At 57.1% G+C, this 13,873-nt stretch carries 14 protein-coding genes and 1 tRNA gene (1 of these 15 cut by a window edge); 10 read left to right on the forward strand and 5 right to left on the reverse strand.

What is annotated here, in order from left to right:
* A protein-coding gene (msrP, locus tag SJY13_RS13095) for a protein-methionine-sulfoxide reductase catalytic subunit MsrP (RefSeq protein WP_377191383.1) crosses the window boundary here: on the reverse strand, nucleotides 1–366 show its beginning. Its footprint begins 537 nt before the window's first position; the window shows 366 of its 903 coding nt (coding positions 1–366); it begins with the start codon at nucleotides 364–366; its stop codon lies beyond the left edge, outside the window.
* Nucleotides 367–601: 235 nt separating this feature from the next.
* Between msrP and SJY13_RS13100 the strand changes: the two genes are divergently transcribed.
* The 3 genes from SJY13_RS13100 (at nucleotide 602) to SJY13_RS13110 (ending at nucleotide 3,481) form a co-directional block, all read left to right on the forward strand.
* Nucleotides 602–1,564, forward strand: a complete 963-nt coding sequence (locus SJY13_RS13100) for a hypothetical protein (RefSeq protein ID WP_377191384.1) — start codon at nucleotides 602–604, stop codon at nucleotides 1,562–1,564.
* A 194-nt stretch (nucleotides 1,565–1,758) separates the two neighbouring features.
* A complete protein-coding gene (locus SJY13_RS13105) occupies nucleotides 1,759–2,574 on the forward strand; it encodes a cyclase family protein (RefSeq protein WP_377191385.1) in 816 nt (271 codons plus the stop codon).
* Between the two features lie 130 nt (nucleotides 2,575–2,704).
* The gene (locus SJY13_RS13110; protein ID WP_377191386.1) at nucleotides 2,705–3,481 is read left to right on the forward strand and encodes a hypothetical protein; all 777 of its coding nucleotides are present in this window, start codon (nucleotides 2,705–2,707) and stop codon (nucleotides 3,479–3,481) included.
* Nucleotides 3,482–3,618: 137 nt separating this feature from the next.
* Here SJY13_RS13110 and clpB read toward each other — a convergent pair whose 3' ends face one another.
* Together clpB and SJY13_RS13120 are read right to left on the reverse strand one after the other, a co-directional pair.
* Nucleotides 3,619–6,237, reverse strand: a complete 2,619-nt coding sequence (clpB, locus tag SJY13_RS13115; RefSeq protein ID WP_377191387.1) for an ATP-dependent chaperone ClpB — start codon at nucleotides 6,235–6,237, stop codon at nucleotides 3,619–3,621.
* 127 nt (nucleotides 6,238–6,364) lie between these two features.
* The gene (locus SJY13_RS13120; protein WP_377191388.1) at nucleotides 6,365–6,685 is read right to left on the reverse strand and encodes a hypothetical protein; all 321 of its coding nucleotides are present in this window, start codon (nucleotides 6,683–6,685) and stop codon (nucleotides 6,365–6,367) included.
* A gap of 151 nt (nucleotides 6,686–6,836) precedes the next feature.
* Between SJY13_RS13120 and pyrF the strand changes: the two genes are divergently transcribed.
* A complete protein-coding gene (pyrF, locus tag SJY13_RS13125; protein WP_085823683.1) occupies nucleotides 6,837–7,541 on the forward strand; it encodes an orotidine-5'-phosphate decarboxylase in 705 nt (234 codons plus the stop codon).
* 470 nt (nucleotides 7,542–8,011) lie between these two features.
* Nucleotides 8,012–9,265, forward strand: coding sequence for a DNA polymerase IV (locus SJY13_RS13130; protein WP_377193637.1), 1,254 nt, complete (start codon nucleotides 8,012–8,014; stop codon nucleotides 9,263–9,265).
* 2 nt (nucleotides 9,266–9,267) lie between these two features.
* Here the strand turns inward: SJY13_RS13130 and SJY13_RS13135 are convergent, their stop codons facing one another.
* Entirely contained in the window at nucleotides 9,268–10,128 is an 861-nt protein-coding gene (locus tag SJY13_RS13135) for an N-formylglutamate amidohydrolase (RefSeq protein ID WP_377193639.1), read from the reverse strand.
* A gap of 147 nt (nucleotides 10,129–10,275) precedes the next feature.
* Here SJY13_RS13135 and SJY13_RS13140 point away from each other — a divergent pair.
* Nucleotides 10,276–10,350, forward strand: a tRNA-Val gene (locus tag SJY13_RS13140).
* A gap of 92 nt (nucleotides 10,351–10,442) precedes the next feature.
* Nucleotides 10,443–10,568, forward strand: coding sequence for a type B 50S ribosomal protein L36 (gene ykgO, locus SJY13_RS13145; RefSeq protein ID WP_008755722.1), 126 nt, complete (start codon nucleotides 10,443–10,445; stop codon nucleotides 10,566–10,568).
* A gap of 161 nt (nucleotides 10,569–10,729) precedes the next feature.
* On the opposite strand, the gene SJY13_RS13150 is transcribed toward ykgO, so the two are convergent.
* Nucleotides 10,730–11,131 (reverse strand): hypothetical protein, encoded by a 402-nt coding sequence (locus SJY13_RS13150; protein WP_377191389.1) that lies wholly within the window; start codon nucleotides 11,129–11,131, stop codon nucleotides 10,730–10,732.
* A gap of 256 nt (nucleotides 11,132–11,387) precedes the next feature.
* Between SJY13_RS13150 and SJY13_RS13155 the strand changes: the two genes are divergently transcribed.
* The 3 genes from SJY13_RS13155 to SJY13_RS13165 all read left to right on the forward strand — a co-directional run bounded on the left by SJY13_RS13155 (nucleotide 11,388) and on the right by SJY13_RS13165 (nucleotide 13,594).
* The gene (locus tag SJY13_RS13155; RefSeq protein ID WP_377191390.1) at nucleotides 11,388–12,404 is read left to right on the forward strand and encodes an extracellular solute-binding protein; all 1,017 of its coding nucleotides are present in this window, start codon (nucleotides 11,388–11,390) and stop codon (nucleotides 12,402–12,404) included.
* A 120-nt stretch (nucleotides 12,405–12,524) separates the two neighbouring features.
* Complete coding sequence (locus SJY13_RS13160) at nucleotides 12,525–13,079, forward strand: helix-turn-helix domain-containing protein (protein WP_377191391.1); 555 nt, start codon at nucleotides 12,525–12,527, stop codon at nucleotides 13,077–13,079.
* Entirely contained in the window at nucleotides 13,076–13,594 is a 519-nt protein-coding gene (locus SJY13_RS13165) for a GNAT family N-acetyltransferase (RefSeq protein WP_377191392.1), read from the forward strand. Before SJY13_RS13160 ends, SJY13_RS13165 begins: the two co-directional genes overlap by 4 nt.
* Nucleotides 13,595–13,873 lie beyond the last annotated feature (279 nt).

The raw sequence follows: 13,873 nt of genomic DNA on the forward strand, positions 1-13,873 counted from the left end.
CCAGGCCTCGACACAACGAAAGCGATAGATCCGCTCTTCGACCGTCATCTCGGACATGATGTCCTGAAAGTCATACTCGCCTGGTTTGTCGACCAGACCATCAATCTTTACGCTCCAGGGCTCGGTCACCAGCGTATGGGCGTATTTTGCCGGATCTTCCTTGCGGGTCCCAAACTCATAATAATTGTTGTACGACGTGATTTCTTCCCAGGAGTTTGGCTCAAGCGCCTCTTGCGCCGCAGCCCCCAGTGCCATTCCCGCCAGCCCGACACCTGCCAGCCCGGCCATGATCTGGCGCCGGTTCAAAAACGCCGCCTGTGGCGTGACGTCGGCATGTGTCAATGTGTTGGTCCAGCGATGCGCCATCTGGGTCTCCGTAGCTATTAACCTCGGGTATGAGATAAGTCGCTAATAGCACGTCACCAAGGAAACACGCGTAACGATTGAGAGACGGGATTGTAACGTATCGGGTTCCAGGCAAACCGGTCCGGGGTGAATCATCGCAGCAACAACCCGGAAAATCTGACAGCTCGGGAACTGGCGGCGTCCACGTCTTTTGGGTATGCGGGACACACCCATTAGTTGATCAGAGATTGAAGCCGTGCTCGCTATACAAGCTATTCCTTTATCCCTATCCATCCTGTGGCGTTATGTGATGGTGTTTCCGGTCCTCGTGATCGGCCTGTTCCTTTATGGGTTTCTGGGGGGCCTTCTGGGCTTTGTGATCGGGCTGATCATTCCGGCCGCCTCTGTCATTCTCATGATTGCGATCAGTGCGTCGTCCGGCATCATTCCAGTGATGGTTGGGACCCGGTTTGGCTTTGCGTCCCAGCAGATCATGCCCAGCGCCGGATACAAGAAACTGATCCTGCCGTCTATCGTCTATGGCGCAACCGAGGCCCTGGCTGTTGCGGTGCTTCTTGTACCGACCACAGGTCTGTTGGCAATCACCGTTATGCCCGATGTCACTGACCTGACCGGAGAAGGGGTTGCCGATTTGCTGAACGGTTCCTTTGGCGCGTCTTTAAGCGGGCTCTCTATCGTCGCCGTTGTTGCGATCTGTGCGATCCGGGCCAGTATCCTGGTGCCCATCGCCTCGGCTTCGCTGGGGCGCGATCCGGATGACCGGGCCTATACGCCTTTCCGGCATTTCGGGGAATCGTTCTGGTCTTTGTTTGCGTTAGTCCTGCTCAGCTATGTGGGAATAGCGGTCATCTACACCGTTATCTCACTGGCTCTGGCGTTCAGCAGTTTCGGCACGGTGATCGCCGATGGTCTGATCGAATTGGCAGAGATGATTGAGGGCACCGCCCCGTGGCGTGCCATTTGGCCTGTAATCGCGGTGATTGCATTGTACATAGTGATCGGCTTTTGGGCACTGAGCGTGCAATGCGCAGGCGGAGTTCTGGTGTATCTGCGCCTGCGAGACACTGCTCCGGCGCATCCCGCAGCCGTGCAGCCTAATCCACGCAACACATCAAAAGCCACGTCACAATCAGGGCCACTGATGAACGCCGAAGATTTGCGCGCATTGCGCAAAAGCCGCGAGCAGGGCAATCACTAGGGCGCGACCTGACCAGGCACTTCATGACAGTTTCACACTGAGTTGACGGGCTTCGGCGGATAACGCCATCCCTCGGCCCTGCGACCTTTACAACCCCTGCGGGAAAAAGGCAGGCTGCACACTATGTTAGGTAAGTCGTTGACCGGATGGATACCCTGTCCCGCCAGCAAAAACAGCAACAAAGGAGAATGCAAATGTGTGACATCTGTGTGATGAACTCGGTCAAGGAGCGTATGCTGTCAAGACGCGGATTCTTCAAAGCCGCCGCAGCCTCAGGCGTTGCGGTCGCTGCAACGGGGGTCTCTGCGCCAATGGCGATGGCTGCGGGCCATGGCAAGGTTGAGGATATGACCCATACGATCAGCCCCGATTTTCCAACCTATTTTGGCGAACCCGGATATACTTCGGAACAACTGTTCAATTTCGGTGAGCACGGGTTCAACCTGCAGCGCCTGACTGTGAACGAACACACCGGCACACATATCGATGCGCCGTTGCATTTCTCGGCGGATGGCGCGTCAGTGGATGAGATCCCGGTCTCGGATCTGGTTGCCCCACTTTGTGTTGTCGACATTGCAGCCCGCGCCGCCGAGGATGCCGACACCCTGCTGACCCCCGATGATCTGAAGGCTTGGATGTCTGCCAATGGCGACATTCCGGATGGTGCCTGCGTTGCGCTCTATTCCGGCTGGGCGGCAAAAGCGGACAGCGACGCCTATCGCGGCTTTGACGGTCAGGCACAGCATTATCCCGGTTTTCATGTCGAGGCCGCCCAGATGCTGATCGAAGACACCGGAGCTCGCTCGATCGCATCAGATACGCTGTCGCTGGATCACGGTATTTCGGCTAGTTTCGCCACCCATTACGCGTGGCTGCCCACGGGTCGGTTTGGGATCGAAAACCTCGCCGGGCTGGACCGTGTCCCTGCCGCAGGGGCGACACTGGTGATCGGCGCACCCAAACATGCCGGTGGTACCGGCGGTCCAGCGCGGATTTTTGCGATGGTTTAGACGCGTTGTCTTAAAACTGAACGAGCAATCCGAGGATCAAGTGACTGCTTCAGCCTTGGAATCAGACATTTTGCCTAGCATGTTGACCTCATCGTCTGGTATTTCTTTCAGAACAAATATAGAAATCCAAATGATCACGAATGAACAAATGATGGAAGCGATAGAGCTGCCAAATGTGGCTGAGCTTTCCTTTGAGGCGTTTTCCCAAGACGACCTTATTAATCTGATAATGCAAAGATCAGAAATCCTCCACGATCAACCCAGATCGGGTCGTATCATTCGTGCTTGGAGCTCGGGAAATGCAGGTCCTGCCAAATTCCTTGTGGAAAAGCATGGAACCGAGCTGGCACGCCGTGCCGCCGCCATAATTTATCTGGAGTACCAAGAAATTCGGGATACGATTGATACCATCGCACCATCGTCAGTCGCTGATATTGGTTGTGGATATGCGATGTTCGATTTGTTCCTCTGGAAGGATCACAGATGCGACCTCACACTCATTGATCTGGAAACCTCGGACAAACGCCACTTTGGGTACGAGGAGACCGGCGCCGCATATTCAAATCTGGCTGTGGCGCATTCGTTCTTGACGGAGAATGGAGTCAGTCACAACAAAATCACCTGTCTCAATCCGGAACGGGATGAATTGCCTCCGGCTGCAAAGTTCGATCTGGCCATGAGTTTCATTTCTTGCGGATTCCACTACCCGGTTCAGACCTATGCAGATTTTTTCCGGAACGCCGTATCAGAAGACGGCACCATCATTCTGGATTTAAGATCCCGTCTGGTACGCGCGGGAACCGAATTTCTCGAAACCATCGGAACTGTTTCCCACCTGGTTGATGCCGCAAAAGGCAGCGCAAAGCGTGTGTCGGTGAGGAAGAATCTCCAGGCTCAAGCAAACTGATCATTCACCTTTGCTACGCCAGCATTTGCTGGCCACACGCGCTCCGGTTCGGTTTACTGGGTGAAATTGGGATTGAGTAAACTGTTGGGCCAAAAAGGCCCGCCAGTTTGGCCAGCCTTTTTGGTATCACCACGAAGTCAATGCACCACGGCATCATCCGGGCGGGGGCGTTCTGACGTCCCCAACCGATCACCGATGATCAAGCCATCGGCCCCGGCAGTGACCGGAACGGTGTCGCCATCCATGATCTCACCGGCAAGCAAAGCCTCGGCCAGTGGGTTCTGCAAGGCGCGCTGGATCACCCGTTTCAGCGGACGGGCCCCAAAGACCGGATCATAGCCTTCGTTAGCCAGCCATTCCTTTGCATCGTCGTCCATCACCAGCTCGATCTTGCGGGCGGCCAGACGTTTTTGCAGACGCGCCATCTGGATATCGACGATCCCGTCCATATCGCCGCGCTTGAGCCGGTCAAAGATGATCGTCTCATCCAGACGGTTCAGGAATTCCGGCCGGAAATGCGCCCGGACCGCATCCATCACATCCCGCCGCGCCTGCGCGCTGTCCGCACCCTCGGGCAACTGGCTCAGCGCCTGAGACCCAAGGTTCGACGTCAGGATGATCAGCGTTTGCTTGAAGTCCACGGTGCGGCCCTGGCCATCGGTCAGAACGCCGTCATCGAGAACCTGCAACAAAACGTTGAACACATCCGGATGTGCCTTTTCGACCTCATCAAACAGCACGACCTGATAGGGCCGGCGCCGCACGGCCTCGGTCAGCACACCACCTTCGTCATACCCGACATAGCCTGGAGGGGCACCGATCAAACGAGCAACCGCGTGTTTTTCCATGAACTCGGACATGTCGATGCGCACCATCGCGTTGTCGTCGTCAAACAGGAAATTGGCCACGGCTTTGGTCAGCTCGGTCTTGCCGACGCCGGTCGGCCCCAGGAACAGGAACGACCCCAGCGGGCGGCCTTCGTCGTTCAGACCAGCGCGCGCACGGCGCACAGCATTGGATACAGCAGTGACCGCAGCATCCTGACCGATGACACGCCCGTGCAGATCATCTTCCATCCGCAGCAGCTTTTCACGCTCACCTTCCAGCATTTTCGAGGTTGGGATACCGGTCCAACGCTCGACAACCGATGCGATCTGTTCCGGGCGCACAGTTTCCTCGGCCATCATCTGGCTGCTTTCGGCATTCTCTGCCTCGGTCAACTGTTTCTCAAGCTCGGGGATGACGCCGTAAGACAGCTCTCCGGCCTTGGCCAAGTTACCTTCGCGCTTTGCGATCTCAAGATCAGCGCGCGCCTTGTCCAGCTGTTCTTTCAGATCGCGGGCTCCGGCCAACTTGTCGCGTTCGGCCTGCCATTGTGCCGTCATCTCGGCGGATTTCTCCTGCAGATCGGCCAGATCCTTTTGCAAGGTGTCCAGGCGGTCCTTGGAGGCAGCGTCATCCTCAAGCTTCAGCGCCTCTTCCTCGATCTGCAACTGCAGGATCTGACGGTCCAGCTGATCCAACTCTTCGGGTTTTGAGTCCACCTCCATCCGCAGGCGCGACGCGGCCTCATCGACAAGGTCGATGGCTTTGTCGGGCAGGAACCGGTCGGTGATATAGCGATGCGACAGGGTCGCCGCCGACACCAGCGCCGAATCCGAGATGCGCACACCGTGGTGCAATTCGTATTTTTCCTTGATGCCGCGCAGGATGCTGATCGTGTCCTCGACCGTTGGTTCAGCCACCAAAACCGGCTGGAACCGGCGCGCAAGGGCTGCGTCTTTTTCCACGTATTTGCGGTATTCATCCAACGTGGTCGCACCGATACAATGCAGTTCACCCCGGGCAAGCGCAGGCTTGATCAGGTTGGCGGCATCCATCGCGCCGTCGGATTTCCCTGCGCCTACCAAAGTGTGCATCTCATCAATGAACAGGATGATTTCACCGGCGGCCTCGGTGACCTCGGTCAGAACTGCCTTGAGACGTTCTTCGAATTCGCCACGATACTTCGCCCCGGCAATCAGTGCGCCCATATCAAGCGCCAGCAGCTTTTTGTCCTTGAGCGATTCTGGCACGTCACCGTTGATGATGCGCAGAGCCATGCCCTCGGCAATCGCTGTCTTACCGACGCCGGGCTCACCGATCAGGACCGGATTGTTCTTGGTGCGGCGCGACAGAACCTGCATCGAGCGGCGGATTTCCTCATCCCGCCCGATGATCGGGTCGATCTTGCCCTCGGCCGCAGCCTCGGTCAGGTCGCGCGCGTATTTCTTGAGCGCGTCATAACCCTCTTCCGCTGACGCGGTGTCAGCAGTGCGACCTTTGCGGATGTCGTTGATCGCCTCATTCAGTTTCTGCGCGGACACCGCTCCGGCATCCAACGCCTCTTTGGCTTTGGATTTCACCATGCACAGCGCCATCAGAACGCGCTCGACCGGAACAAAACTGTCGCCTGCCTTGGTGGCGATCTTGCCAGCCTCATCCAGAACTTTGGCGGTCTGACCATCCATATAGACCTGGCTTGCGTCACCACTGACTTTCGGAATCTTGGCCATTGTCGCATCCAGTGCCTCAACCACCCGGCTCGGCGCGCCGCCAGCGCGGGTGATCAGGTTGCTGGCCAGCCCCTGATCGTCATCCATTAATGCTTTCAGTATATGTTCGGGGGCCAACCTCTGGTGCCCCTCGCGCAGTGCAATAGTTTGGGCTGCCTGCACGAATCCCCGTGCCCGCTCGGTGAACTTGTTCAAGTCCATAGCTCTCTCCTTTTTCCAAGCGCCCTAGGTCTGCTGCGCCCGCCTGGCGGCACGCATCGGTCTGGGCCTCACATTCAATTTGGGAAATATTTGCGTTTGTTCAAGAGGCTAAACCGGAAATTCAGGCTCAGCGGCGCTGCACGGTATAGACACTGTACCCGCCGGTTTCCGCAACTTGCCGCGCGCCGTACATATCCACAAGGGATTGCGACGCATCGCTGCCCGTCGGGCACGAGACCAGATCGGCCGCATCGTCCAGAAAATCGATTGTAAACGCGGTTTCGCCGGTAAGCTGGCAGTCGTCATCAGTCGAGCGGTACCCGCCAACCAGCCGCAGATTGTCATTGGTGGGTGACTTGATGACCATATCCGAGGCTTCGTTTTCCAAAGGCATGTCCTGACATGCGCCCAACGTCACAATAAGGCCAATACCGATCAGATGTTTCATTGTCCCACCTTTTCCAATCTGTTTTTGAATGATCCGAACCATAGCACAATCTGGGCGATGGCAAATGTCTCTGGTCACCCGACCATCTCGCATGGACACAAGCGCCCGAACCCGCTAGGACGCAGACGTTTGCCAAAAAGGAGCCGCAGCCATGTCCGATGATCGCCTGATCGTAGCCCTTGACGTTCCGAACGCCCTGAAGGGTCTGGAAATGGCCCAGCGGTTGGGGGACGCGGTATCCTTCTACAAGATCGGACTGGGTATGCTGACCGGAGGCGGGTTGGCTCTGGCCAATGAGCTGAAACAAGAACACGGCAAACGCATTTTTCTGGACATGAAACTGTTCGACATCGGCAACACCGTCGAGAATGCGGTTCGCGGGCTGGCGCAGTTCGATCTGGATTTCCTGACCGTGCATGGCGACCCACACGTAGTGCGCGCGGCAAAAGAGGGTGCCGCAGGCAAAGACCTGAAAATCCTGGCCGTCACTATCCTGACCTCACTGAACCGCGACGATCTGGATGCCAGTCTGCTGAAACAGGGCGACGTACAGGATCTGGTCGTCGAACGCGCAGCCAAAGCACTGGAGGCTGGCGCCGATGGCGTCATTGCCAGCCCGCAAGAGGCCGCGCTGATCCGCGCCCTGCCCCAGGCCGAAGGTCGCCTGATTGTCACCCCCGGCGTGCGTCCTGCAGGGGCAGCCCTGGGCGATCAGAAACGCGTGGCCACCCCGGCCAGCGCAATTGCCGACGGGGCCGATCACATCGTTGTCGGCCGCCCGATCTATCAGGCAGAGGACCCAAAGGCGGCCGCTGAGGCGGTTCTTGCCGAGTTAAATTCTTTGGCAGGGTCCTAATCGAGGCCTGAGAAATTCTGTGGATTTGGGCTGAAATCCACCGCCAACCAGTTGACCTTGCGTCACTTTCCTCCAAAGCCGCGCCAAATTGCCCCTGTGCCTCAAAACACACATGCAAAACACGAGTTTAGCTTGTGTGATCTAGTTCCTATCGAAATCCATGGTTTTGGGCGATTCTAAACCCGTGATACTCCCCGCGGACCATCTCTTCCTGAGGTCCGTCACCTCCCCCCGCCCACTTGCGGGGGGTCTTCTTGTCAGACATTCCCATCCCTGCGCAGCCCTCCTGTTTCGGGCGGGTCGTCTTATAAGCAGGTTGCGCAGTTCACGATTACCAGCAGCTTCGACGTCGGACACAGCGCAGCCTTTGCGTTGCTAAAGCCCAGGGGCGGCTTTCTCTTTGTGTGCAGACAAGGTAGATTTCTGACAATTCCTCAGACGCGCCAATGCGCATAAGAGAGATGAGCCACATGCCCGCCTTATGCCGCGATTGCCTGACGATACTGGAACAGGAGCCCCGTTGCCCGTCCTGCGGCAGCCCGCGGATCAAAAGGCATGCGGAATTGTTTGATCTGTCCATCGCCCATATGGATTGCGATGCCTTCTACGCCTCGGTCGAAAAGCGCGACAACCCCGAGTTGGCCGACAAGCCGCTTATCATCGGTGGTGGAAAACGCGGCGTGGTGTCGACCGCCTGCTATGTCGCCCGCATTCGTGGCGTGCGTTCGGCCATGCCGATGTTCAAGGCTTTGCAGCTTTGCCCCGACGCGGTGGTGCTAAAGCCGCGCATGTCGGTCTATGCCGAGGTCTCGCGCGAGATTCGGAAGATGATGGACGAGATGACACCCATTGTTGAACCCTTGTCCCTGGACGAAGCATTCATGGATCTGTCCGGAACCCAACGCCTGCATGGCGCACCGCCCGCGGTGATGCTGGCACGGCTGGTGAAGCGGATGAAGGACGAGTTGGGCGTCACCGGCTCAATCGGTTTGTCGCATAACAAGTTTCTGGCCAAGGTGGCCTCGGACCTGGACAAACCGCGCGGGTTCTCGGTTATTGGCAAGGAAGAAACCGCCGAATTTCTACATGACAAGCCGGTGCGATTGATCTGGGGTATCGGACCTGCCGCACAGGAATTGCTGGACCGTGCGGGGATCCGGATATTCTCGGACCTACTGCGCTGGGATCAAGAAGCACTGACAGCTCGGTTCGGATCAATGGGATACAGGCTTTGGCATCTGGCGCGCGGGCAAGACAAACGGCGTGTCTCAGCCCATGAGCCGATGAAGTCGATCAGCAATGAGACCACGTTTTTCGAGGACACGGCCAGTCTGGATATTCTGGACGGGCATTTGTGGCGTATGGCCGAAAAGGTCGCTGACCGTGCCAAGGCCAAAGAGCTGGCCGGACGAGTGGTGACGCTAAAGCTGAAAAAAGCCGATCACAAGGTTATCACCCGCCGCGTGTCGCTGCGCGACGCCACACAGATCGCCGACCGGATTTATCGCACCGCGCGGGGCTTGTTCGATCAGGTGGGCGATCAAGGGCCCTATCGTCTGCTGGGCTGTGGCTTGTCTGATCTGTGTTCCGAGGATCAGGCAGATATCTCTGGCGATCTGCTGGACCCGGGGGCCGCGCGCCGCTCACAGGCCGAACGTGCAACAGATGAGATCCGGCGCAGATTCGGCACCGATGCGATTGTAAAAGGTCGCGCCCTGCGCTGAGTCTATTCGGCCGCCAGTCGCAACGGCTCCTCGCCGACGCGGGCAATATCCTGGATGATCTCGCGCAGAATCTCCTGAAACGCAGCGAAGTTCTCATTTGGTTCGATCCGGGCCTCATCCATATAGAGAGATCGGTCAATCTCGACCTGAACCGCATGCTGGTGGCGGATGGGACGGCCATAGGTCTGGGTCACGTAGGCCCCGGCAAAAGGCGCATTGCGCGCAACGTTCAGCCCGGCCGCGACAAAAGCCGCTTCGATCCGATCGACCACCTTGGCCGAAGCAGATGCGCCGAACCTGTCGCCCAGCACAACCTCGGGCCGTTTGGATTTGGCGGTACTGGCCATCGCAACCGCCTCATGCGGCATCGAATGACAATCGACCAATACCGCCTGCCCAAACGCCTCATGAGATTCAGCCAGCAAGGATTTGATGCGCGCATGGTAGGGACGCCAGCAGGTGTCGATGCGCAGGCGCGCCTCGTCCATTGTCAGCTTGCCACGATAGATTGCGCGCCCATTGGCGACCACGCGGGGAATCACACCCAGCCCCGAGGCCACGCGCGGATTGTGCCCATGACGGCGTGCACCCTGAATCAAAGCCGGATCCAGTTCCTCGGCACTGCGGTTCAGGTCCAGATAGGCACGCGGCACCGTCGCCGCGATCATCGGCGCGCCATAGTCTGCGGCCGCCGAAAACAACTGGTCGACAAACGCATCTTCCGAAGATCGAATCACATTCTGGTTCAAAACAGTGCGGTTGAGCATTGATTCAGGATAGTTCCGACCGCTATGAGGCGAGGAAAAGACCACACAAGACGTGCGCTTGGCAGGCATATCCAGATCATAGGGCGCGTTGAGCATGACGTCTCCTTGTTCGGACTGAACATAGACCGGAAAATAGTTCAACCAAACCCCTTGAACCCGTTTGCGACTCCTTTTATAGACCCCGCTACCGGCGCGGGTATCCGCGCCCCATTTCGTTTTGGGGCAGGTCTTGCAAAGGTTCGTGGGCGGTTAGCTCAGCGGTAGAGCACTTCGTTGACATCGAAGGGGTCACAAGTTCGATCCTTGTACCGCCCACCATCGTATCACTGTTTCGGGTCTGACCCGGGGCACCCGCAAACCCAGGCGCTGGCCACGTCCTTGATGAAGGCGCCGCAGATTGGAGACAGACCATGAAGGTCAAGAACTCGCTCCGCTCGCTCAAGAACCGGCACCGTGATTGCCGCATTGTGCGTCGCAAAGGCCGCGTCTATGTGATCAACAAGACGCAGCGCAAGTTCAAAGCTCGCCAGGGCTGAGAACTGCACTTATAGATTTGAAAGAACCGCGCTTGCCAGCGCGGTTTTTTTGTTTGGGGTGCCTTAGGGCAATGTCGGCTTTGCGGACAAAGCCGACCTTCGATCTATCGCAAGCAACGTCTGCTTCCCGACGCGATCCAGACGGTTCTTTCCGTCATCGACTACGTGGTAAGGAGACGAACCAACGCTTCTGATGGGCTTTCAGTCCGCCGCGTCTCATATACAATTTGCACTTCGGAAAAGATGATCTCTACGGTGACATCATTGAACGATATCGTCCAAAAGCGCGGCGAGAGAGCTTTCCATTTTGCTGTGCGGTCGCTGTCACAAACCTCCGTAAAGTCCCATGCATTCGTAGGATACTTTGCGTCACGCAACCCTTCCACATTGATTGGGTTTTTTTCGAAATGGATCACATCAAAAAACTTGAGAATGGCAATACCACCTCCTGCTACAGGTGCGATGTCGTAACTAAGCAGCAGATCAGATCCATCGAAAAAAATGGCCGGGTTTTCATTAGTACCAATTGTTGGAAAATCCTCTTGTGGGGTTTTGCTTTCCATAATTTCCTCTTGAAGGTGGGCCTCAATCTATAAAGCAAACCTTGGTGCAGATCGCAGCATTGGTCAAACTGGGTTCTGAGCAGTCGTTCTCTTCAGTCCCTAGCCTGACCATGCCAGTCGTCTTACCTAATGTGTCACACCAGTGACCACTTAACCGACTAAATTTGTCAGTTTTACTTGCATCCCTCCCAGAATCGTTTAATTGACCAAATCAGTCGGGTTAAGCCGGCCACGATTTTCAATGTTGGAACATATGATGCTGAAATCCTCTACCTGCGTTGCTGCCGCCTTGACGGCCCTGATCGCAACTTCCGCCGCTGCCGAAGGCGAGCTGAACCTGTATTCGTCGCGCCACTACGACACCGACGAACGCCTGTACTCAGATTTCGAAGAGGCTACAGGGATCAAAATTAATCGTATCGAAGGCAAAGCCGACGAGCTGATTGCCCGGATGGAGGCCGAGGGCGCGAACTCACCAGCTGACATTCTGCTGACCGTCGACACCTCTCGTCTGGAGCGGGCCAAAAACGCGGGCATTCTGCAAACAGTTGACAGCGCCGTTCTGGAAGACCGCATTCCCGCCAACCTGCAGGACAGCGACAATCAATGGTTCGGTTTTTCCCAGCGCGGACGCATCATCTTTTTCGACACGGAAAACGTAGCCAACCCTCCGGCCACTTACGCCGATCTGGCCAAGCCTGAATACGAGGGGCTGGTTTGCATCCGGTCGTCCAGCAACACGTACAACCAGACTTTGCTGGCCTCGATCATCACCCATGAAGGACCAGAGGCGGCCAAAGCATGGGCCGAGGGCGTCGTGGCGAATATGGCCCGTGACCCACAGGGCGGTGACACCGACCAGCTGCGCGGCATCGTGTCAGGCGAGTGCGACATTGCCGTATCGAACACCTATTACTACGCCCGCGCCATCCGTAAAGACGTCAAAGGTGTGTCTGCAGATATCGACGCGATCGGCTGGGTCTTTCCCAATCAGGACAGCTATGGTGCCCACATGAACCTGTCCGGCGCCGGTGTCGCGGCCAACGCTCCGAACAAGGACAACGCGATCCTGTTTCTCGAATACCTGGCCAGCGACTCGGCACAGCAGTATTTTTCGGGTGGCAATGACGAGTTTCCGGCAGTTGAAAACGTCGCCCTCGCGGACTCCGTCAAAGCTCTGGGAGAGTTCAAGGCAGATGACGTAGACCTGTCAGACGTGGCCAAAAACATCCCTGCGGCGCAGAAAACCTTTAACGAGGTTGGCTGGAAGTAATCCTCCCAAAATCAATTGAGCAGTTGAAGGGGCGCAGAGCATTCTGCGCCTTTTCTTCTTGCGTATCGTTTATTGCTGAGCGATATTTCCATATATGAAACATTTTTCCATATTTGAAGCGTGTTAGATGATCTCGCAAACCGACTCGCAAACCGGTTGAGCGAGCTGCGGCAAGGTCGCGGGTGGTCCCTGGACCAACTGGCCGAACACAGCGGCATCAGCCGCGCCACCCTGTCCCGAATGGAGAAGGGTGATGTCAGCCCAACCGCAGAAACGCTGGGGCGATTATGCGCTGCGTACGGCTTGCCGATGTCACGCCTTTTGATGATGGTCGAAGACAGCTTTGACCCTCGTGTCCCGTTTGAACGACAACCGGAATGGAGCGATCCCGAAACCGGATTTACGCGTCGGTCCGTTTCACCCCCGGCAACGGGGTTAAGCGGCGAGGTGATGGAAGGGCATCTGCCACCGGGCACCGTGATCTCTTACGAGACGCCGCCGAAGCCGGGGCAGGAACATCATCTGATCCTGCTGGACGGTGCTTTGACCCTGACCGTGGATGACGTTGCCCATGACCTGAGTGGTGGCGATTGCCTGCGCTATCACTTGTCCGGCCCAACCCGGTTTGAAACCCCGCCCACCCGCGGTGCGCGGTACCTGCTGGTGCTGATATGATTGCGCGCCTGACAGGGGTCGAATTTGGCGCGGCGCTGGAGGATCTGACCGACATTCTGCACAGTTGCGTGCATGCCGGGGCCAGCATTGGGTTTATCCTGCCGTTTTCACCGGAACAGGCCCGGCAATACTGGGCGGATCGCATTCGGCCGGATTTGAGCTCTGGCGCGGTGGATTTGTTCGTTGCCCGTGATGCGCAGCGGGTTGTGGGCACGGTGCAACTGATACCCGCTGTCATGCCAAATCAGCCCCACCGGGCGGACGTGGCCAAGCTGTTGGTTCACCCCGATTCCAGGCGCAAAGGTCTGGGACGCGCATTGATGAACGCGTTGGAAACTCGCGCGGCGCAGCAGGGGCGAACGCTGCTGGTACTGGACACCCGCAGCTCCGACCCCTCGCAGAATTTGTATCAAAGCCTTGGGTTTCAGATCGCCGGAGAGATTCCAAACTATTGCCGCAACCCGTTCGAAAACCGGTTGGAGCCCACAACCTATATGTTCAAAGATCTGCAGTAGGCTTTGGAACTCGGCAACGGGGACGGTTCAGTCAAGCTGTTTCCAGTTGACGCGTTGATCCACCAAGGCCAACCGACCAGTTCTTGCCCGCCCAGTTTTGTCACAGCTTTCGATTGAGATCCTTGACCACAGCCCTCCCAACACCCTTGAACCTACACCGAACCCTTACCGCATCGAAATCACGGTGAAAAAACAAAACAGAAAGAATGCGTCAAACCCGCCAACACGCAAGAAGCGAATGAAGATGGGATCAAAGCTCATCAGTAGGGCGCCGAGGAG

It is taken from the genome of Ruegeria meonggei (genome assembly GCF_042768335.1).
Classification (GTDB): Bacteria; Pseudomonadota; Alphaproteobacteria; order Rhodobacterales; family Rhodobacteraceae; genus Ruegeria; species Ruegeria meonggei.

Excerpts from the sequence above, each read along its gene's own strand:
- SJY13_RS13105 (WP_377191385.1), top strand. The coding sequence starts at position 1,759 with ATGTGTGACATCTGTGTGATGAACTCGGTCAAGGAGCGTATGCTGTCA.
- SJY13_RS13165 (WP_377191392.1), top strand. The coding sequence starts at position 13,076 with ATGATTGCGCGCCTGACAGGGGTCGAATTTGGCGCGGCGCTGGAGGAT.
- SJY13_RS13110 (WP_377191386.1), top strand. The coding sequence starts at position 2,705 with ATGATCACGAATGAACAAATGATGGAAGCGATAGAGCTGCCAAATGTG.
- SJY13_RS13135 (WP_377193639.1), bottom strand. The coding sequence starts at position 10,128 with ATGCTCAACGCGCCCTATGATCTGGATATGCCTGCCAAGCGCACGTCT.
- SJY13_RS13150 (WP_377191389.1), bottom strand. The coding sequence starts at position 11,131 with ATGGAAAGCAAAACCCCACAAGAGGATTTTCCAACAATTGGTACTAAT.
- clpB (WP_377191387.1), bottom strand. The coding sequence starts at position 6,237 with ATGGACTTGAACAAGTTCACCGAGCGGGCACGGGGATTCGTGCAGGCA.
- SJY13_RS13120 (WP_377191388.1), bottom strand. The coding sequence starts at position 6,685 with ATGAAACATCTGATCGGTATTGGCCTTATTGTGACGTTGGGCGCATGT.
- pyrF (WP_085823683.1), top strand. The coding sequence starts at position 6,837 with ATGTCCGATGATCGCCTGATCGTAGCCCTTGACGTTCCGAACGCCCTG.
- ykgO (WP_008755722.1), top strand. The coding sequence starts at position 10,443 with ATGAAGGTCAAGAACTCGCTCCGCTCGCTCAAGAACCGGCACCGTGAT.
- SJY13_RS13155 (WP_377191390.1), top strand. The coding sequence starts at position 11,388 with ATGCTGAAATCCTCTACCTGCGTTGCTGCCGCCTTGACGGCCCTGATC.
- SJY13_RS13130 (WP_377193637.1), top strand. The coding sequence starts at position 8,012 with ATGCCCGCCTTATGCCGCGATTGCCTGACGATACTGGAACAGGAGCCC.